The organism is Maridesulfovibrio bastinii DSM 16055 (assembly GCF_000429985.1).
Lineage (GTDB): Bacteria > Desulfobacterota > Desulfovibrionia > Desulfovibrionales > Desulfovibrionaceae > Maridesulfovibrio > Maridesulfovibrio bastinii.
Window position 1 is genome coordinate 58,654 of sequence record NZ_AUCX01000017.1, and the last position, 15,581, is coordinate 74,234.

Consider the following 15,581-nt stretch of genomic DNA (forward strand, 5'->3'; position numbering starts at 1 on the left):
CAACGGAGGTTTTGATGACTACTGAAAGCAGACTACAGGTTCCTCTGGAAAAACTCAGGTGGACGCTTGATCCTCAAACACTCCCTTTTGATACCACTGCCGAGCTGGACCCTGGCAAAGATATCATCGGACAGGAACGCGGAGTAGAAGCCTTCCGTTTCGGAATGGGAATGAGCCGCAAAGGATACAATATTTTTGTTACCGGACCTCAGGGAAGCGGAAAACAGGCCACGGTGAAGCGGCTGCTGAAAGAACTTTCCAGAAATGACAGCACTCCTGACGACATTTGCTATGTAAATAATTTTAAAACAAGCGAATCACCAATCCTGCTCAGATTCAAAGCAGGCAGAGGAAGTGTATTCAAAAAGGCGATTCACGATTTTCTGGAAAACATTAAGCGTGATGTTCCACAACTTTTTGAAAGTCAGGAATACATTGCCCGCAAAAATGAAATAATGGAATCCCATGAAAAACAGACCCGTGAGTTTTTTCAGGGAGTTGAAGAAAAAGTAAAAGATTCAGGGCTGGTTATCGTCAATATGCAGATGGGAACATATCAGCGTCCCGATGTAGTACCACTTGTTGACGGTGAACCAATCAGAATGATTCAGCTTGAAGAAAAAGTAAAAAAGGGACGTTTTCCTGAAGAAGAATTTGAACAGCTCAAAATCAAGCAGAAGGAATTAAAGGAAGAAATTGACAATATTCTTACCGAAGTTCGCAAGCTGCAGAAAGAAGTAAAGAAAAAAAGTGAAGATGTAGACAGACTAATGTTTATGAGTCTCGCGGAAGAATTAATCGCCCCGCTCAAACAGGAATTTAAAGAAGACAAGGTCGATAAGTTTCTGGACAGTATGCTCGAAAAAATGTCCGAAGAACTTGATACCATCCAAATGATCGGCAAAGCCCCACAGGCCGGCGGACAGGGAATGATGTTTATGCCTCCGCAGGCTGAGACTGTGCTCCATCCATATCAGGTCAATCTCCTTGTAGATAATTCCGAGCAGGACGGTCCTCCGGTTATTTTTGAAACCTATCCGACCTACCGTAATCTTTTCGGAAGCATAGAAAGAGTCATGGACAGACAGGGCGGCTGGAGAACCGACTTCACAAAAATCAAAGCAGGGTCATTTGTAAAAGCAAATGGTGGATATCTTGTCATAAATCTGATGGATGCCATTGTTGAACCGGGAGTCTGGCCGACACTTAAACGTTCCCTTAAAACTGAAAAAATTGAAATTCAGACTTTCGACCCTTACTACTTTATATCGGCGACAGGTTTAAAACCGGAGCCGATAGACATGGACGTTAAAGTTGTGGTTCTCGGTGATCCAAACCTGTACCACATGCTGCGTTTTTATGATCCTGATGTTTCTGAAATATTCAAAGTCCGCGCTGATTTCGAGACATCAATGGACCGCAGCGAAGATTCAATAAACAAAGTCTCCGGACTTATAAGCAAGATTACAAAGGAAGAAGAACTGCTGCCATTTGACCGGAGCGGAACAGCAGCCATAATAGAACATTCAGTAAGAATGGCCGGCAGACAGGAAAAAATAAGCACGGCCTTCCCTGTTCTGGCCGATCTCATGCGTGAAGCCAGCTATTTTGCTAAAACCGGAAATTCTGAAACCGTAACAGCTGAATTTATTGATAAAGCCATTGAAGCGCATAGAAAACGCTCCAATCAGATTGAAGAAAAGTTACAGGAAATGATCGACCGCGGCAGTGTTTTTGTGGATACAGAAGGTTCTGTTGCCGGTCAGGTCAACGGTCTGGCGGTTTATTCAATGGGTGACTACTCATTTGGAAAGCCAGCCCGAATAACTGCAACAACATCTATGGGTAAAGGCGGCATTATAAATATCGAGCGTGAAGCAGATATGTCCGGGCCGACGCATAATAAAGGAATGCTTATTTTATCAGGTTTTCTGCGTGATAAATTTGCCCAGAACAAGCCACTATCACTAACTGCAAGCATAGCCTTCGAGCAATCTTACGGTGGAATAGACGGTGACTCAGCTTCTTCAACAGAATTGTACGCCCTGCTTTCCAGCATCAGTTCCATCCCGCTGCGGCAGGACATCGCAATGACTGGATCTGTGAACCAGAAAGGCGAAGTGCAGCCCATAGGCGGTGTAAATCAGAAAATTGAAGGCTTCTTTATGTGCTGCAACCATAAGGGTCTGACTGGTACTCAGGGAGTAATGATACCTGAATCCAACGTAAAAGACCTGATGCTCCGCAAGGATGTGGTTCAGGCTGTTAAAGACGGAAAGTTCCACATCTGGTCTGTGAAAAGTATTGATGACGGCATTGAACTGCTGACTGGTATTCCTGCCGGAACCAAAAACAGCGAAGGCGAATATCCCGAAGAAACAGTATACGGCCGTGTGGATAAGCGACTGAAAGATATACTTGAAGGACTAAAATCTTTCAGCTCAGCTGATGAATCCAAAGAAGACAAGAAAAAAACAGCTAAAAGCTGCTCCAGTTGTTAAGCACCATAAATTGATTTGAGCCATACAAGCTCCCCGATTTTTCGGGGAGCTTTTTTCGTTAAGCACCCAAGGGAAACAGTCTCCATTCTGTCTGGAAATATTTTTAATTTTTTTTAATTTTGAAATTTAGCGCATGAATAAGTATGAAGTAGCCATCACAAATAAAACCAATATCAAGAATCAAAGGTAATTCCATAATGAGTGACGATCTTTTGGCGGTAATAACCGCGATGGAACAGGAAGCTAAAGCTGTTTTTCCTGATGGAGAAAAAGGAGAACTGAAAGGTCTGCCTGTTCTCAAGGGAACCTTAAAAAATAACCAGCCTTATATATGCCTCATAGCCGGAGTCGGCCCCATGAAAGCTGCTGCCGGGACACTGGAACTATGCAGACTTTCTCCGGCCATAATTTTAAGTATCGGTGTTTCCGGGGGGCTTGCTCCAAGTCTTAAAGCCGGGGAAGCTGTTGTGGGAACAAGTATTTATTCAGGAATACCCGGTATTGAATCTTGGAATGAAAGCGATGCTGATGCAGAAGCAAGAAAAAAATACCTGCCGCAGCTGAACAGCTATAATTTTGGCAGACTCATGGGAGTTGCCGGACCGGTAATGGACGCAGCTGAAAAAAGCAGAATGCATGCGGAAAGCTGTGCTCTGGCTGTGGATATGGAAAGTCTGGCTGCTTCAAACATAGCAAAAGGGCATAATACGCCTTTCACTGTGGTCAGGGCAGTAAGCGACTGTTCTGAATGTTCGCTGCCTGAAGTTGTTATGAAATCTCTGGATGAAGACGGAAATACAAGGGTCTGGCCGATAATCAAGGCCATGCTGAAAAAACCGTCTCTGCTTTTCAGTCTGATAAGACTGGGCAGGGATTATTCAAAAGCCCTCAAAAAACTTGGTGAAGTATTCAAATAATTTCCTATCAATAAAAAACCCCGCAACCTGAACAGTTACGGGGTTTTAATTTAATTTCCAAAAAGATATTAATCGGTTTTAATACCTTTCAATGTAAGCATAAGAGCTTTAAGCGGATGCTTTACAGTGTCGGCAACGGCAGTGGGTTCATAACCGCAGTGAACCATGCAGTTTGCACAGCGCGGATCAACACCGCCGCCATATTTCTCCCACTGGGTTTTTTCCATCAGTTCTTTATATGAAGAGACAAAGCCGTCTTCAAGCAGGTAGCAGGGAGTCTGCCATCCGTGAACGGAACGGGTTGGGTTACCCCATGGTGAGCACTTGTAATTCTGATTACCGGCCAGAAAATCAAGATAAAGGACTGAATGGTTGAAATCCCATTTGCGTTCCTTACCTATTTTAAAAATTTCCTTGAACAGTTTTTCAGTATTTTCACGGGCAAGGAAATTGTCCTGATCTGCCGCAGCTTCGTAGCTGTATCCGGGAGAAACTGTCATTCCTTCAACTCCAAGAGAATTCAGGAAATCAAAAAGTTTTGCAGCTTCTACCGGATCCTGTCCTGCAAAAAAGGTCGAGTTGGTATTAACACGGAATCCTTTTTCTATCAGCATTTTGATAGATTTTACCGCATTCTTGAAAACACCCTCTTTGCAGACAAGCTCATCGTGACGAGCTTCAAGACCATCAAAATGGAGATTGAATGTGAGATAAGGGCTCGGTTCAAACTCATGTATGCGAGACGGAACAAGAAGACCATTAGTGCAGAGGTACACAAATTTTTTACGTTTGATCAGCTCTTTTACAATTGTAGGTATTTCAGGATGAAGCAAAGGTTCTCCACCGGGAATAGAAACAATGGGAGCTCCACATTCCTCAGCTGCGCTGATGCACTCTTCCACCGAAAGGCGCTTATTCATGATCTCCGGCGGCTGGTTGATTTTTCCGCATCCCTTACAGCGCAGGTTGCACTGAAATAAAGGCTCCAGCATCAGAACAAGCGGATAATGCTTGTTACGCTTGAGAGTCTGGGTAATTATATATTTTCCTATGCGCGCCATCTGAATTGCTGGAATAGACAAAATCAGTACCTCTTAACAGTTACCGTTTATGCACGGCTACCGGTTTTACTTCCTTGAGGAACTAGCGTCCGAACAAAGCGAACGAAGTTTTTGGAAGACTTTGTTTTCAAGAATATCCTTATCAGATTCCAATTCCAAAATTTTATTATATTGAATACAGGCTTCCGGCTTGCGCTCATCTTCAAGATAAGCTGCGGCAAGTCCAAGCCTGTTCTGCACGTAATCAGGAGCAAGTTTAACGGCATTGTGGTAATGCTCCAGTGATTTATCAAGATCACCAACGCTGATGGGCGGTTCCGGAGCTTTAAGATATAACTCTCCAAGCATACGGTCAGCTCCGCCATAATCAAGTTCAGGTGCCAGTTTAACCGCGCGTAATGCTTCTTGCTCTATGACTTTGACGAGGTCAAGCCCCTTTAACGGATTAAGTTCAGCATTTCTACCGGCGAGAAAGGCTGCCAGATAATGGGCTGCCCCGCTTTCAGGATTATTTTTAATTATTTTTGAAGCAAGGCTTCTTCCTTTTAAAGTCAGTTTTTCGGCTTCATCATCATTTTTTGCGGTATTTGAAAGATAAGCATAACAGGCCAGACTCTTTATCTTATCAGCACTCTGCCCCGCGGCGAGTTCAGCAGCCTGCTTTGCCGTGCAGGGGCTCCATAATTTAAACTGTCCACCGTCATATTCAGGGTGAACAACGGTCTTAGCCGGAGTACATGCTACTGATAAAAAACCAAGCAAAAAAAGAATCGAAAAAAAATTAACTGTCTTCAACTCATCCTCCTGTTGATGGAGCAAATCCATCTGTCCGCAACAGTTCGAGTAAGTCATGGGCCTTGGGATCATCTTTCATTTTAAGAAGAACATCGGAAATTTTATCAACAGTAGAACTTTTTTTACCGAAAGAAACTACCGGACTGTTCTCAAGCTTTTGTGAGGTGTAAACAACTTTAAGCTTTGAAAACGAAGGTAATGCTTCGGCAACAGAAAACTGAAGTCTGTTAAGACATACTCCGGCAGCTCTACCACCGGCGGTTCTACGCAGCCAGCGCAAGACTTTCGGAGTTCCCTCGGCATTGAATTTTTCCGGAACCGCAGAAGGACTGAAAAGTATTTTTGCGGCTTCTGGAGTATAAAACATCGAACCGTAAACAGGGCCTGTGAGTTCTGCCGGAGAATCAGGTCCAGATGCCGGAACAAGAAGCCTCCACTGATCAAAATCATTACCAGAAGGCAGAGTTGAAGCTATGCTTTCAAGTGCAAACCTGTTCCCATAAACTTTATAGAAAACAAGATCCACGATTCCCCATGCCGGATGGTTGTTTTTTATCCATGTTATTGCCGAGCTTAATTCATTGAAATATTTACCAGTAATATGCTTACCAGTTTTTTCAGAAAGATATCTGGCCAGCTCGTCCATCACGGGCTGGGCCTCGGCAGTTGTTCCCGGCTCTCCAGGCTGGACAACGACAAAAGAATTTGCAGAAGCTGCGGCCTGTCCGGCAAACAGACAGACCACTAATGCTGTAAGAAAAAATATTCTTGCTAAATATTTCATAATTATTTCCGCTTGATATTTTCGATTATTCTAAACACAGCCGGAAGCACAAAAAGGCATCCGATGAGACAGGTTGCAGAACCTGTAACCATTATGCTTCCAAGGCTTTCCATTCCTCTGTGGTGCGCCAGCAGCAGTCCGCCAAATCCGATCATAGTGGTGCAGAAGCTCAGCCCCACGGCAACAGGGGTACTGGTATAGTACAACCTTTCACCATTTTTAAGTTCAGACCAGCGGGCGAGAAAATGAACTCCCCCGTCAACACCGATGGCAATGAGAATTGGAATTGCAAAAAAGTTGGCCAGATTGAAACTTATGCCGCTTAATCCCATTATTTCCAGCAGCCAGAACAAACCACCGACAAGTGGAACCAGAGCCATTATGACATAAGACAGGCTGAATGAGTTAAGGAACAGAATCAATGCTACAAGCCCAAAAGTTATTCCGGCAGCTTCAACAAAAGTATTCCGCATTATCTGTGAAGATTCCAGAACAACCACCGGAACTCCGGTAACTTCGGGATCAACTTTGCGCAGATCAGAAACAAATGAACGCAGCAGATCAAAATCCCAGACATTCTTGGATGGTGAGACTTTAATCATATACGATCCGTCTTTGCCTATGAACACAGACCGCAAAGACTCCGGGAGGTCCTTCGGTTCTACGGACTGAACCTGTAGTATCTGCTGAACCCAGTTGAAAGCCTGCCTCATTTCAGTAACAAGGCTGTACTGAATTGAATTAAGCTGATCAGCTTTTTGAGGATTGTTTTCCAGATAAATCATGCAGGAATCAAGATTGCTGATCAATTCCGAAACCATTTTAAGCTCTTTTACCGCTCCTGCTGAAAATAATTTTTCCTCCAGATTTTCCAAAGCAATCATCAATCTGTCCATTTCCGGCAGCAGATTGGAATCCTGAACTTTTTCAGGAGCCTTTGAGAATGATATCTTTTTAAACACTGAGGAAGCATGCTTGAGCAAAGCAGCTTTCTTGGCCTGATCTTTAGGAAGGTAATCAAAAATACTGTCTATTCTTCCAACGGAAGGTAACTTCCTGAGTTCGGCAATTGTGGATTTTACATCATTAATATCGTGCTTGGTGATAACGGCAAACCATGTGGACTCATCGGATTCTTCCATCAGCCGATGTTCAAAATTAACTGATTCCAGCCCCTTGGCCTGTAGTTCAAGCAGGTTATAGTTAAAACCGACTTTTTCAAGCCCCGGCAAGGCCAGAATGCTCAAGACTGCGAAAACCAGAAGCACCGTAACAGGTCTGGAAATAATCTTTTCCATAAAAGGCATGGTGACGGCTTTGGGGTGTGAGGAAGGAAACCAGTTTTTTCGACCGGCAACAAGCATCATTGCCGGCAGGACCGTAATCATTGAGATAAGGCAGAATAAAATACCGGTACCACCGACAAGGCCCAGTTCCGCAAGTCCGACAAAATCCTGCCCCAGAACGGCATAAAATGCGCAGACCGAGGTCAGAGCACCAAGCAGAACTCCTGGTCCGGTATGAACGAGGGCCTCTTTCACGGCATCGTCAGAAGATAGCCCGGAGCGCACACCTTCTACATAGCGCATGACAACATGGACCCCGAAATCGACTCCGATACCGACAAGAACCAATGCAAAAACTATCGAAAGCAGATTCAGACTTCCTACAAACACCAGCGCAAATCCGAAGGTCCACGCCATTGCAAACCCTAAAGAGACAAGCACAAGAACCGGACGCAGCCAGCCGTGCAGAACCACCACAAAAAGCAGACCCACCAGAATTACGGAAATAATGGCGGCAACGGTCATATCATTATTGGTGGTGTGCATTTCATCAGCTGAAAGAACAGGGCGTCCCGTCAGACCGGCACTGACTCCGGGAAATTCGAGTCTTGTTTCATCAAGACATTTACGGACGTAAGACAAGGCTGGCCCGATTACGTCCATCTGTCCGAAATCCTTTTTCGGCAGAATGCGCATAATCAGCAGCTTACCGTTGCTGGTAAAAAAGTAGTGCATTCCAAGCTTTTCAAGACCGAGAATAGAATCATCCCCGGCGGCAACGGTATCCCCGCTCTTAGAGGCGTTAACACCAAGTTCCGCCTGCATAGCTCCGATGGCATGCCCAAGAGCACCCATAAACGGGTAAAACATTTCAGGTCCTGACCCGAAACCAGATGAAGATTTATCTTTACTCTTTCCGGAACTGGAATTTGACCTTGCTCCGAGAAGGTCGGCGCTCATACTGAGAAAACCTGTCAGTCCCGGATTTTCGGTAAAAGATTTTATCTTCGGAGCAAATTCTTCGGAGAGTCTTGTAAAAGCAGTAATTTCATCAGGGTTGGCGAATAAAAGAACTCCCGGTCCCATATCGCGCGCAGTCATTCTATAGTGAACCTGATGAATTAGATCCGGTCTTTTTTTTAATCTGGCAGCAACAGAGCGGGCAAAAGCAGCCGCATTGTCGCGTCCTTCATCCGTTCCACCGGTTTCAATAACCAGAAACATATATTCCTGATCACCAAAATTCTCGATCTGTTCAAGATTACGCTTTTGAAAAGGAAGATCGTGTGAAATAAGATTATCCTGATTGCTGTCCAGATGGAGCCACATAGATGACGCCAGAGCGCAAATCAGGGCCAGAACGGCTCCCGCGGCGATTACGGATTTAGGATAGGCTGAAACAAGTCGCCAGCATGACAAAATAAGGGATTGCTGAAATTTTCTGAATATATTCACATTAGAGAAGCCCGGAATCTCCCAAAAAAGGGAGTTTCCGGGTCTTTGTTTGGCTTTATGCAGTTTAAAAAAGCTAAGCTGTTTTTGCCGTACGTACGCCTAAATCCTTAACAGTTTTCCATGCGGAACCTGTAAGACTGTGGGCTGATTTCAATACGTCATCCATGGCTGTGAGAAATTTATCCGCATCCTCGTCTGTAATTGTAAGCGGAGGAAGAATCTTAACAGTATCCAGACCATGCCCTGCAACCTGAGTCAGGATATTGTGCTTATCAAGAAGCGGCATGGTTATCATCTGGCAGAAAAGATCATTATTCATCTTATGAAGCAGTTTCCAGCTGGCTTTAAGGCCGAGAGATTTAGGCTCGCTGAACTGCATGCCTATCATCAGCCCTATTCCGCGAATTTCGGAAAGCATTTCATAACGCTTCGAAAGTTCAATAAGACCGGCTTTAATCTTGTCACCTATTCTGGCGGCATTTTCCACCAGATTTTCCTTCTCCAGAACTTCAATAGTAGCAAGACCGGCAGCCATTGCAAGATCATTCTGCCCAAAAGTATTGGAGTGTGCGAAACAACGCTCCATGCTGTCAAAAACTCTGGAATGAAGTTCACGGGTTGTGATGATAGCTCCTACAGGAACATATCCACCGGACAAAGCCTTTGAAACGGCCATGATATCAGGTTTGATTCCCCAATGGTCAACAGCGAACATTTTTCCGGTACGCCCCATACCACACTGAACTTCATCAGCAATAAGCAGAACTTCATACTTGTCACAAAGTTCGCGAACGCCTGCAAGATAGCCATCTTCAGGAATAAAGACGCCCTTTCCCTGAACGGTTTCCATTATGAAAGCTCCTACGTCGCCTTCACGGAAAACAGCCTCCAGTGCAGCAAGATCATTAAATGGTATCCGGACACAGTCGGGAAGCAGAGGTTCGTTACGTTCACGGAACTCTTTATTGCCATTGACGGAGAGTGCTCCGAGAGTCAGGCCATGAAAAGCATGTTCGCAATGAACAACTTTATGTTTGCCTGAAGCCTGCCGTGCAAACTTCAAAGCACCTTCAACACTTTCGGTACCCGAATTGGTGAAAAATACAGCTTCAAGGTCTCCGGGTGCAAGGGATGCGAGTTTTTCAGCCAGCATCCCGCAAAGCGGGCTTACATCCATCTGAACCAGACTAGCCGTTTTGGCATCAAGCACATCTTTTAAAACTTCGGCAACATGAGGATGGTTTCTTCCGATATTATAAACTCCGAATCCAGCCAGAAAATCCAAGACCCTGCGACCGTTTTCATCAGTCAGATACGCACCCTGAGCACCGACATAATTGCGGTTAAATCCTATAACCTCCAGCACACGAACGAACTGGGGATTAATATATTTGCGATGCAACCCGTAGTTTTCGGGTACGCGTTTTTTAAGATCATTTAATATTTCACTAGTCATTTAAATATACTCCAAATTATATTCATTCTTATCTTTCAAACATGCTTAATAGTAGTGAGAAAATACTCTGCTTGGCTTATCCGGTCAATGCGGTATTTGCAAAATACCTTTGCTTGGCAGATATTGCAAAAAACTGTATGGGTCTGTAAATTTTGTCATCCATACTGAACTTCGGGAGAAAAATATATGACCACAGTTATAAGAGCGGAAACCGCCGGTTTCTGCATGGGCGTTGATCTGGCCCTCAACAAGCTCGACAGCCTGATAGAAAGTAAAAAAAATGAGCCGATATATATTCTCGGCCCCATTATCCACAACCCGCAAGTGCTTGAAGATTACACCAGAAAAGGCGTAATTACGGCTGAATCCCCTGATGAGGTTCCTGCCGGAGCACATGGCGTTATCAGAGCCCACGGAGTTCCCAAACAGGTTGAAGAAGGACTGCGTGACCGCGGTATCAAAATTATTGATGCAACCTGTCCTAAAGTAAAAAAAGCCCAGCTGGTTATCAAACGCAACACTGAGGATGGCAGAATTCTGCTGCTCTACGGAGAAGACAGTCATCCGGAAGTCAAAGGTTTGCTCAGCTATGCACCATCAGGAACATTTCTTTTCGACAGCATTGAAGAGCTGAAGGAAATCAAACTCGACAAAAATAAAAAATACTGTCTTGCCGCGCAGACTACACAGGATCGCATGATCTATGAGAAAGCGCAGGAATATCTGAAATCTCTTGATCTTGACGTGACCTATCTCCAGACTATCTGTGATGCTACAAGGCAGCGTCAGCTTGAAGCTATAAATATAGCGGATAAAGTCGACCACATGATCGTCGTTGGTGGCAGAATAAGCGGAAACACCCGCCGTCTGGTTCAGGTTGTCGAAGGACAGGGAACCAAATGCACCCATGTCGAAACAGTGGAAGAACTACCGCTTGAAGAGCTTAAAAACTGTAAAAGCATCGGACTGACCGCTGGAGCTTCAACTCCCAAAATCATTGTCGACTCAATCCAGAATATTCTGGAAAGATTATAGAATCACCACGATTAAAAATCTGAACAGGGCTGAACCTTATAAGAAGGTCCAGCCCTGTTTTTTTTATAAATCAGGCCGAACTAGGCTTCGGCTTTCTGATCCATTTTTCCCTGTTCTGCAAGTGGAATATCACTACCCTTTTTAACAACTTCAGGGTCCCACTCATAATTTTTGAAGTCCTGTTTGAAAAACAATGAATACAAAACAGGACAAAGCAGAAGGGTGAGCACTGTAGCAAACAGCAGACCGGACATTATGCAGTTAGCCATGGGACGCCACATCTCTCCACCCTGAAGTGACAAGGGAACCATACCGATAATGGTGGTTGTAGCCGTCATTATGATAGGGCGTGCCCTTTCAAGGGCTGAAAGCACAATGGCATCCTTCATTGGAATATTTCTGCTACGTTGAATCTCAATTCTATCAATCAGCATTATGGCATTGTTAACAACAATTCCAAGAAGACTGATCATACCAAGCATCGGCATAAATCCAAACGGAGAATGGGTCAGCAGCATTCCGGCGGTAATACCGCACATCATCGGCGGTAGAGTCAGCAGTATGATGATCGGCCGGCGTATGGAGTTGAACTGAAAAACAAGAACCAGAACCAGCAGTCCCATTGCAAGCGGCATATTGGCATTGATGGATTCCTGACTCTCCTGACTTTTTTCAAACTCCCCGCCGAACCCCACATAATAGCCTATCGGCCATTCATCAGTTTTTTCAAAAGCCTCGATCTGCGGGCGGACCTTCGCCAGAATTCTGGTTGCAAAATAACCGTCATAGAGATCAGCTTTAACGGTCATGGTTCTGGTTTGATCCCTTCTGCGGATATCTGAAGGCTGCCAGTCCAGTCTGGTTTTAGCTATCTGGCTCAAAGGAATATTTTTCCCCTCTGTAGCGGAATAAACATTCATGCTGTCGAGCCGGTCCAGATGATCTCTGAAACGCTCATTGTTGCGAAGCAGGATAGGAATAACGGTATCACCGTCACGAAAATCGGAAGCATGATATCCGCTCATCGCAGTTTGAAGGCTTAATGCGACATCGTAACTGGAAAGACCAGCCTCCCTTGCTTTATCCTGATCAACATCAACGACAACCTTTTTAGTCCACTGGCCCCAGTCGTCCCACACACGGGATACGCCACGCTCTTTTTCAAGCATTCCAGCAACCTTGTTGCGCAATGTATAAAGAGTTTTAACATCCGGACCGGAAATTCTGATCTGAATGGGAGCACCAACCGGAGGACCGTTCATCAACTTTTTAAGACTGAAGTCGGCATCGGGAAAATGACTGTCTATCTCTTCCCTTGTGCGCTTGATGACGCCGTCCGTAACTTCAAAGCTTTTTGTATTTACTACAAATGTTGCGAGGTTATCGTTCTTCTGCTCAAGGTTAAGCGGAAGATACCAGCGCGGACCGCCATGCCCGATAAAAATACCAACACTATCAACATCTTTATCTGCCAGCAGGAATTTCTCCAGCCGTTTTGCTCTCCTGGCTGTAACATTTATATCTGTGCCGTAGGGCTGCCAGAAATCAATTGTGAACTGGGCCCGCTCATTAGGCGGGAAAAACATTTTAGGAACGAATTGGAATCCCCAGATCGCCAGACAGCAGATAACAAGCACGCCCATAAGAAATGAAGGTCTGTGACGCAGGCTGGAAACAAGCATCCGGCGATAAATTGTATAGAGCTTTCCCGTAAAAGTCTGAATCTGAACTTTCGGTTTCAATGCATAAAAGCAGAGCATCGGAACCAGAGACATGGACATGAGCCATGAGCAACCAAGGGTGAGAGAAACCACTATGAACAATGAAAAACAAAATTCTCCAACCTTACTTTCAGCCAGCGGAATAGGCAGAAAAGCAAATATAGTTGTCAGCGAGGCTGCCAGAAGAGGCATCCAGAGTTCCGAGACAGCATGAGTTACGGCACTCAATCTATCTTCACCGGAAGCAAGACGGACAAGAATAGCCTCGGAAACAACAACTCCGTTATCCACAAGTATACCGAGAGAGATAATCAGTGAGGCAATGGAAATTCTCTGCAATCCAACATCAAACAACGGCATGAGTGAAATACACCCGAGCATAGCCATAGGAACAAGGGAACCGGCAATCAAACCTGTCCGTAATCCTGCGAAAAGCAGGATAATAACAACAACAAAAGCAAAGGATTCAAGCAGGTTGATCATGAAGTCCGAAACAGCTTTATCCACATAATCAGGCTGATAAACAAGGGTATCAAAATTAATGCCCACATACATTTTGCCGATTGTTTCGTGCAGTTTCTTCGTTACCCTTTCCCCGAGATCCATAATATTATTACCATCAGCCATGGAAACAGCGAGAATGATAGCATCTTTGCCATTATATCTGGTCATGGTTGATGGCGGATCGGAGTAACCACGGGTAATGGTAGTCACATCTGAAAGTTTAATTCCTGATTTTCTACCTTCTCCGCGGATTGGTAATTTTTTAAGATCATCAACCGTTAAAAATTCACCGGTCGGTTCAATATAAACCCTGTCAGGTCCAAGGCGTGAGCTTCCGCTCGGGAGTATCGAGTTCTGGCGGCTTATCGTCTGGCCAAGAGCAAAAGGACTTATACCGGAAGCAGCCATTCGTGAATTTGAAAAGTCTACAAAAACCCTTTCGTCCTGCTCTCCCCAGCGTTCCACTTTTCCGACACCGTCAACTTTCAACAATTCGTCTCTGGTGTAGTCGGCGGCATCTTTCAGCTCACGATAAGTAAAACCGTCACCTGTGATCGGCACAAGGATTCCAAAAACATCTCCAAACTCATCGTTTACAACAGGCTGTCTGGCTTCAGAAGGCAGATCTACCGAAGCATCGCTTACTTTATTACGCAGTTTTTCCCAAACCTGCTGAACATTTTTTATTGAATCATACAGTTCAACTTCTATGATGGATAATCCGGTCATAGACTGAGATTTTACAGTTTTAACCTCACTCATTTCCCGGATTCTTTCTTCAAGTTTATCAGTTACCAGCTCTTCGACCCTTTTGGGAGAAGCTCCCGGAAAAACGGTAGAGATAAGAGCCACCCTGATGGTGAAATCGGGATCTTCGGACCTTGGAATGCTGAAAAAGGTTGATATACCACTGAAAACTATCAGCAGAAATATGACCAGCGAAGTTCTGTTGTTTTTGATGCACCAGCTTGCCAGATTCACGATACGCCTCCACCAAGTCGGACTTTCATTCCTTCTTTAAGGGAATGCACACCACGGATAACAACAACTTCACCGGGGTGTAATCCTTCCAAAATTTCGAGTCCTTCCGTAGAGAGATCACCGACTTTAACCACGCGGCTGTGAGCAGTGGAAGTGCTCGCATCTATAACCCAGACCACATGGGAACCGTCAGTCCTCCCGGCAACAGCAGAAGGGTCAACATAAACTATGCTGCTGTCTGTTCCGAACTTATTGAGGAGGATAACATTTCCCGGCATACCGCTGCGGACCAGTTTTTGAGAATTATCAAGATAAACCTTGACCGGGTATGTCGCTCCCGAATTTGTTCCGACACCGACTTCCATTATCTTGCCATCAAAAATTTTTCCGGGAATAGCGTCAAAGCAGACCTGAACTTTTTCACCTTCTGAAATATTTGAAATCAAAGTATCAGGTATGGAGATGGTCATTTTCATCTGTTTACCTGCATTTAAAGCGACAATACCCTGTCCGGACTGCACATTCTGATGAACTTTAACCATAGTACGGCTGATCCAGCCTGAAAATGGTGCTTTGAGTACAGTATATTTTAAATGCTTCCTTGCGATATCAAGCTGCTTTTCAGCCGCATTTCTGTTGGCTCTGAATGATTTAAAGTCAGCTTCGGACTGGTCAAGCTCACTCTTTGAAACAACCTTGCGTTCATAAAGTTCCCGGATTCTTTTTACATCGGCCCGTGCCCTGACAAAATTGGCCTTGATCCTTTCAAGCTGTGCCTGCTGCTGCCGAACTTCCAGTTCAAAGTCAGCAGGATCAAGTCTTGCGATAATTTCACCTTCATTAAATTTTCTGCCGATCTGGTCACCGGGAAAATAAACAAGCTTTCCAGAGACCCTGAAAGAAAGAACTGACTCCAGTGCATCCTCTGCTGTCCCGGAAAAACTCCAATGCTTTCCCTGACCAACATCGGCAACAGTCATTGTTTTTACAGGCCTTACAACTTCTTTAATCGGCCCGTTGTCGTTGCTGCATCCGGCTACAAGCAGCAGGACAAAAGAAATATAAATCAAAACAACTTTTTTCAT

Annotated in this window: 10 protein-coding genes; 3 read left to right on the top strand and 7 right to left on the bottom strand. The window is 44.7% G+C overall.

Going from position 1 to position 15,581, the window contains the following annotated elements; genetic code table 11:
- The first annotated feature begins 14 nt into the window (after positions 1-14).
- Positions 15-2,501, top strand: a complete 2,487-nt coding sequence (locus G496_RS0109490; protein ID WP_027179077.1) for a Lon protease family protein — start codon at positions 15-17, stop codon at positions 2,499-2,501.
- Between the two features lie 197 nt (positions 2,502-2,698).
- Positions 2,699-3,418 carry a phosphorylase family protein gene (locus G496_RS0109495; protein ID WP_027179078.1) on the top strand — a complete coding sequence of 240 codons (720 nt, stop codon included), beginning with the start codon at positions 2,699-2,701 and terminating at the stop codon, positions 3,416-3,418.
- A gap of 68 nt (positions 3,419-3,486) precedes the next feature.
- Here G496_RS0109495 and hpnH read toward each other — a convergent pair whose 3' ends face one another.
- The 5 genes from hpnH to G496_RS0109520 all read right to left on the bottom strand — a co-directional run bounded on the left by hpnH (position 3,487) and on the right by G496_RS0109520 (position 10,255).
- The gene (hpnH, locus tag G496_RS19335; protein WP_034632936.1) at positions 3,487-4,500 is read right to left on the bottom strand and encodes an adenosyl-hopene transferase HpnH; all 1,014 of its coding nucleotides are present in this window, start codon (positions 4,498-4,500) and stop codon (positions 3,487-3,489) included.
- 45 nt (positions 4,501-4,545) lie between these two features.
- Positions 4,546-5,274 carry a tetratricopeptide repeat protein gene (locus tag G496_RS0109505; RefSeq protein ID WP_051294956.1) on the bottom strand — a complete coding sequence of 243 codons (729 nt, stop codon included), beginning with the start codon at positions 5,272-5,274 and terminating at the stop codon, positions 4,546-4,548.
- A gap of 1 nt (position 5,275) precedes the next feature.
- Positions 5,276-6,058 carry a substrate-binding domain-containing protein gene (locus G496_RS0109510; protein WP_034632939.1) on the bottom strand — a complete coding sequence of 261 codons (783 nt, stop codon included), beginning with the start codon at positions 6,056-6,058 and terminating at the stop codon, positions 5,276-5,278.
- Between the two features lie 2 nt (positions 6,059-6,060).
- Positions 6,061-8,799, bottom strand: coding sequence for an MMPL family transporter (locus G496_RS0109515; protein ID WP_027179081.1), 2,739 nt, complete (start codon positions 8,797-8,799; stop codon positions 6,061-6,063).
- A 73-nt stretch (positions 8,800-8,872) separates the two neighbouring features.
- On the bottom strand, positions 8,873-10,255 hold the full coding sequence (locus G496_RS0109520; RefSeq protein ID WP_027179082.1) for an aspartate aminotransferase family protein: 1,383 nt from the start codon (positions 10,253-10,255) through the stop codon (positions 8,873-8,875).
- A gap of 186 nt (positions 10,256-10,441) precedes the next feature.
- On the opposite strand from G496_RS0109520, the gene ispH reads away from it, so the two are divergent.
- Positions 10,442-11,290 carry a 4-hydroxy-3-methylbut-2-enyl diphosphate reductase gene (ispH, locus tag G496_RS0109525; protein ID WP_027179083.1) on the top strand — a complete coding sequence of 283 codons (849 nt, stop codon included), beginning with the start codon at positions 10,442-10,444 and terminating at the stop codon, positions 11,288-11,290.
- Positions 11,291-11,370: 80 nt separating this feature from the next.
- Here the strand turns inward: ispH and G496_RS19340 are convergent, their stop codons facing one another.
- Together G496_RS19340 and G496_RS0109535 are read right to left on the bottom strand one after the other, a co-directional pair.
- On the bottom strand, positions 11,371-14,496 hold the full coding sequence (locus G496_RS19340) for an efflux RND transporter permease subunit (protein WP_051294957.1): 3,126 nt from the start codon (positions 14,494-14,496) through the stop codon (positions 11,371-11,373).
- Positions 14,493-15,581, bottom strand: a complete 1,089-nt coding sequence (locus G496_RS0109535; protein WP_027179084.1) for an efflux RND transporter periplasmic adaptor subunit — start codon at positions 15,579-15,581, stop codon at positions 14,493-14,495. Before G496_RS0109535 ends, G496_RS19340 begins: the two co-directional genes overlap by 4 nt.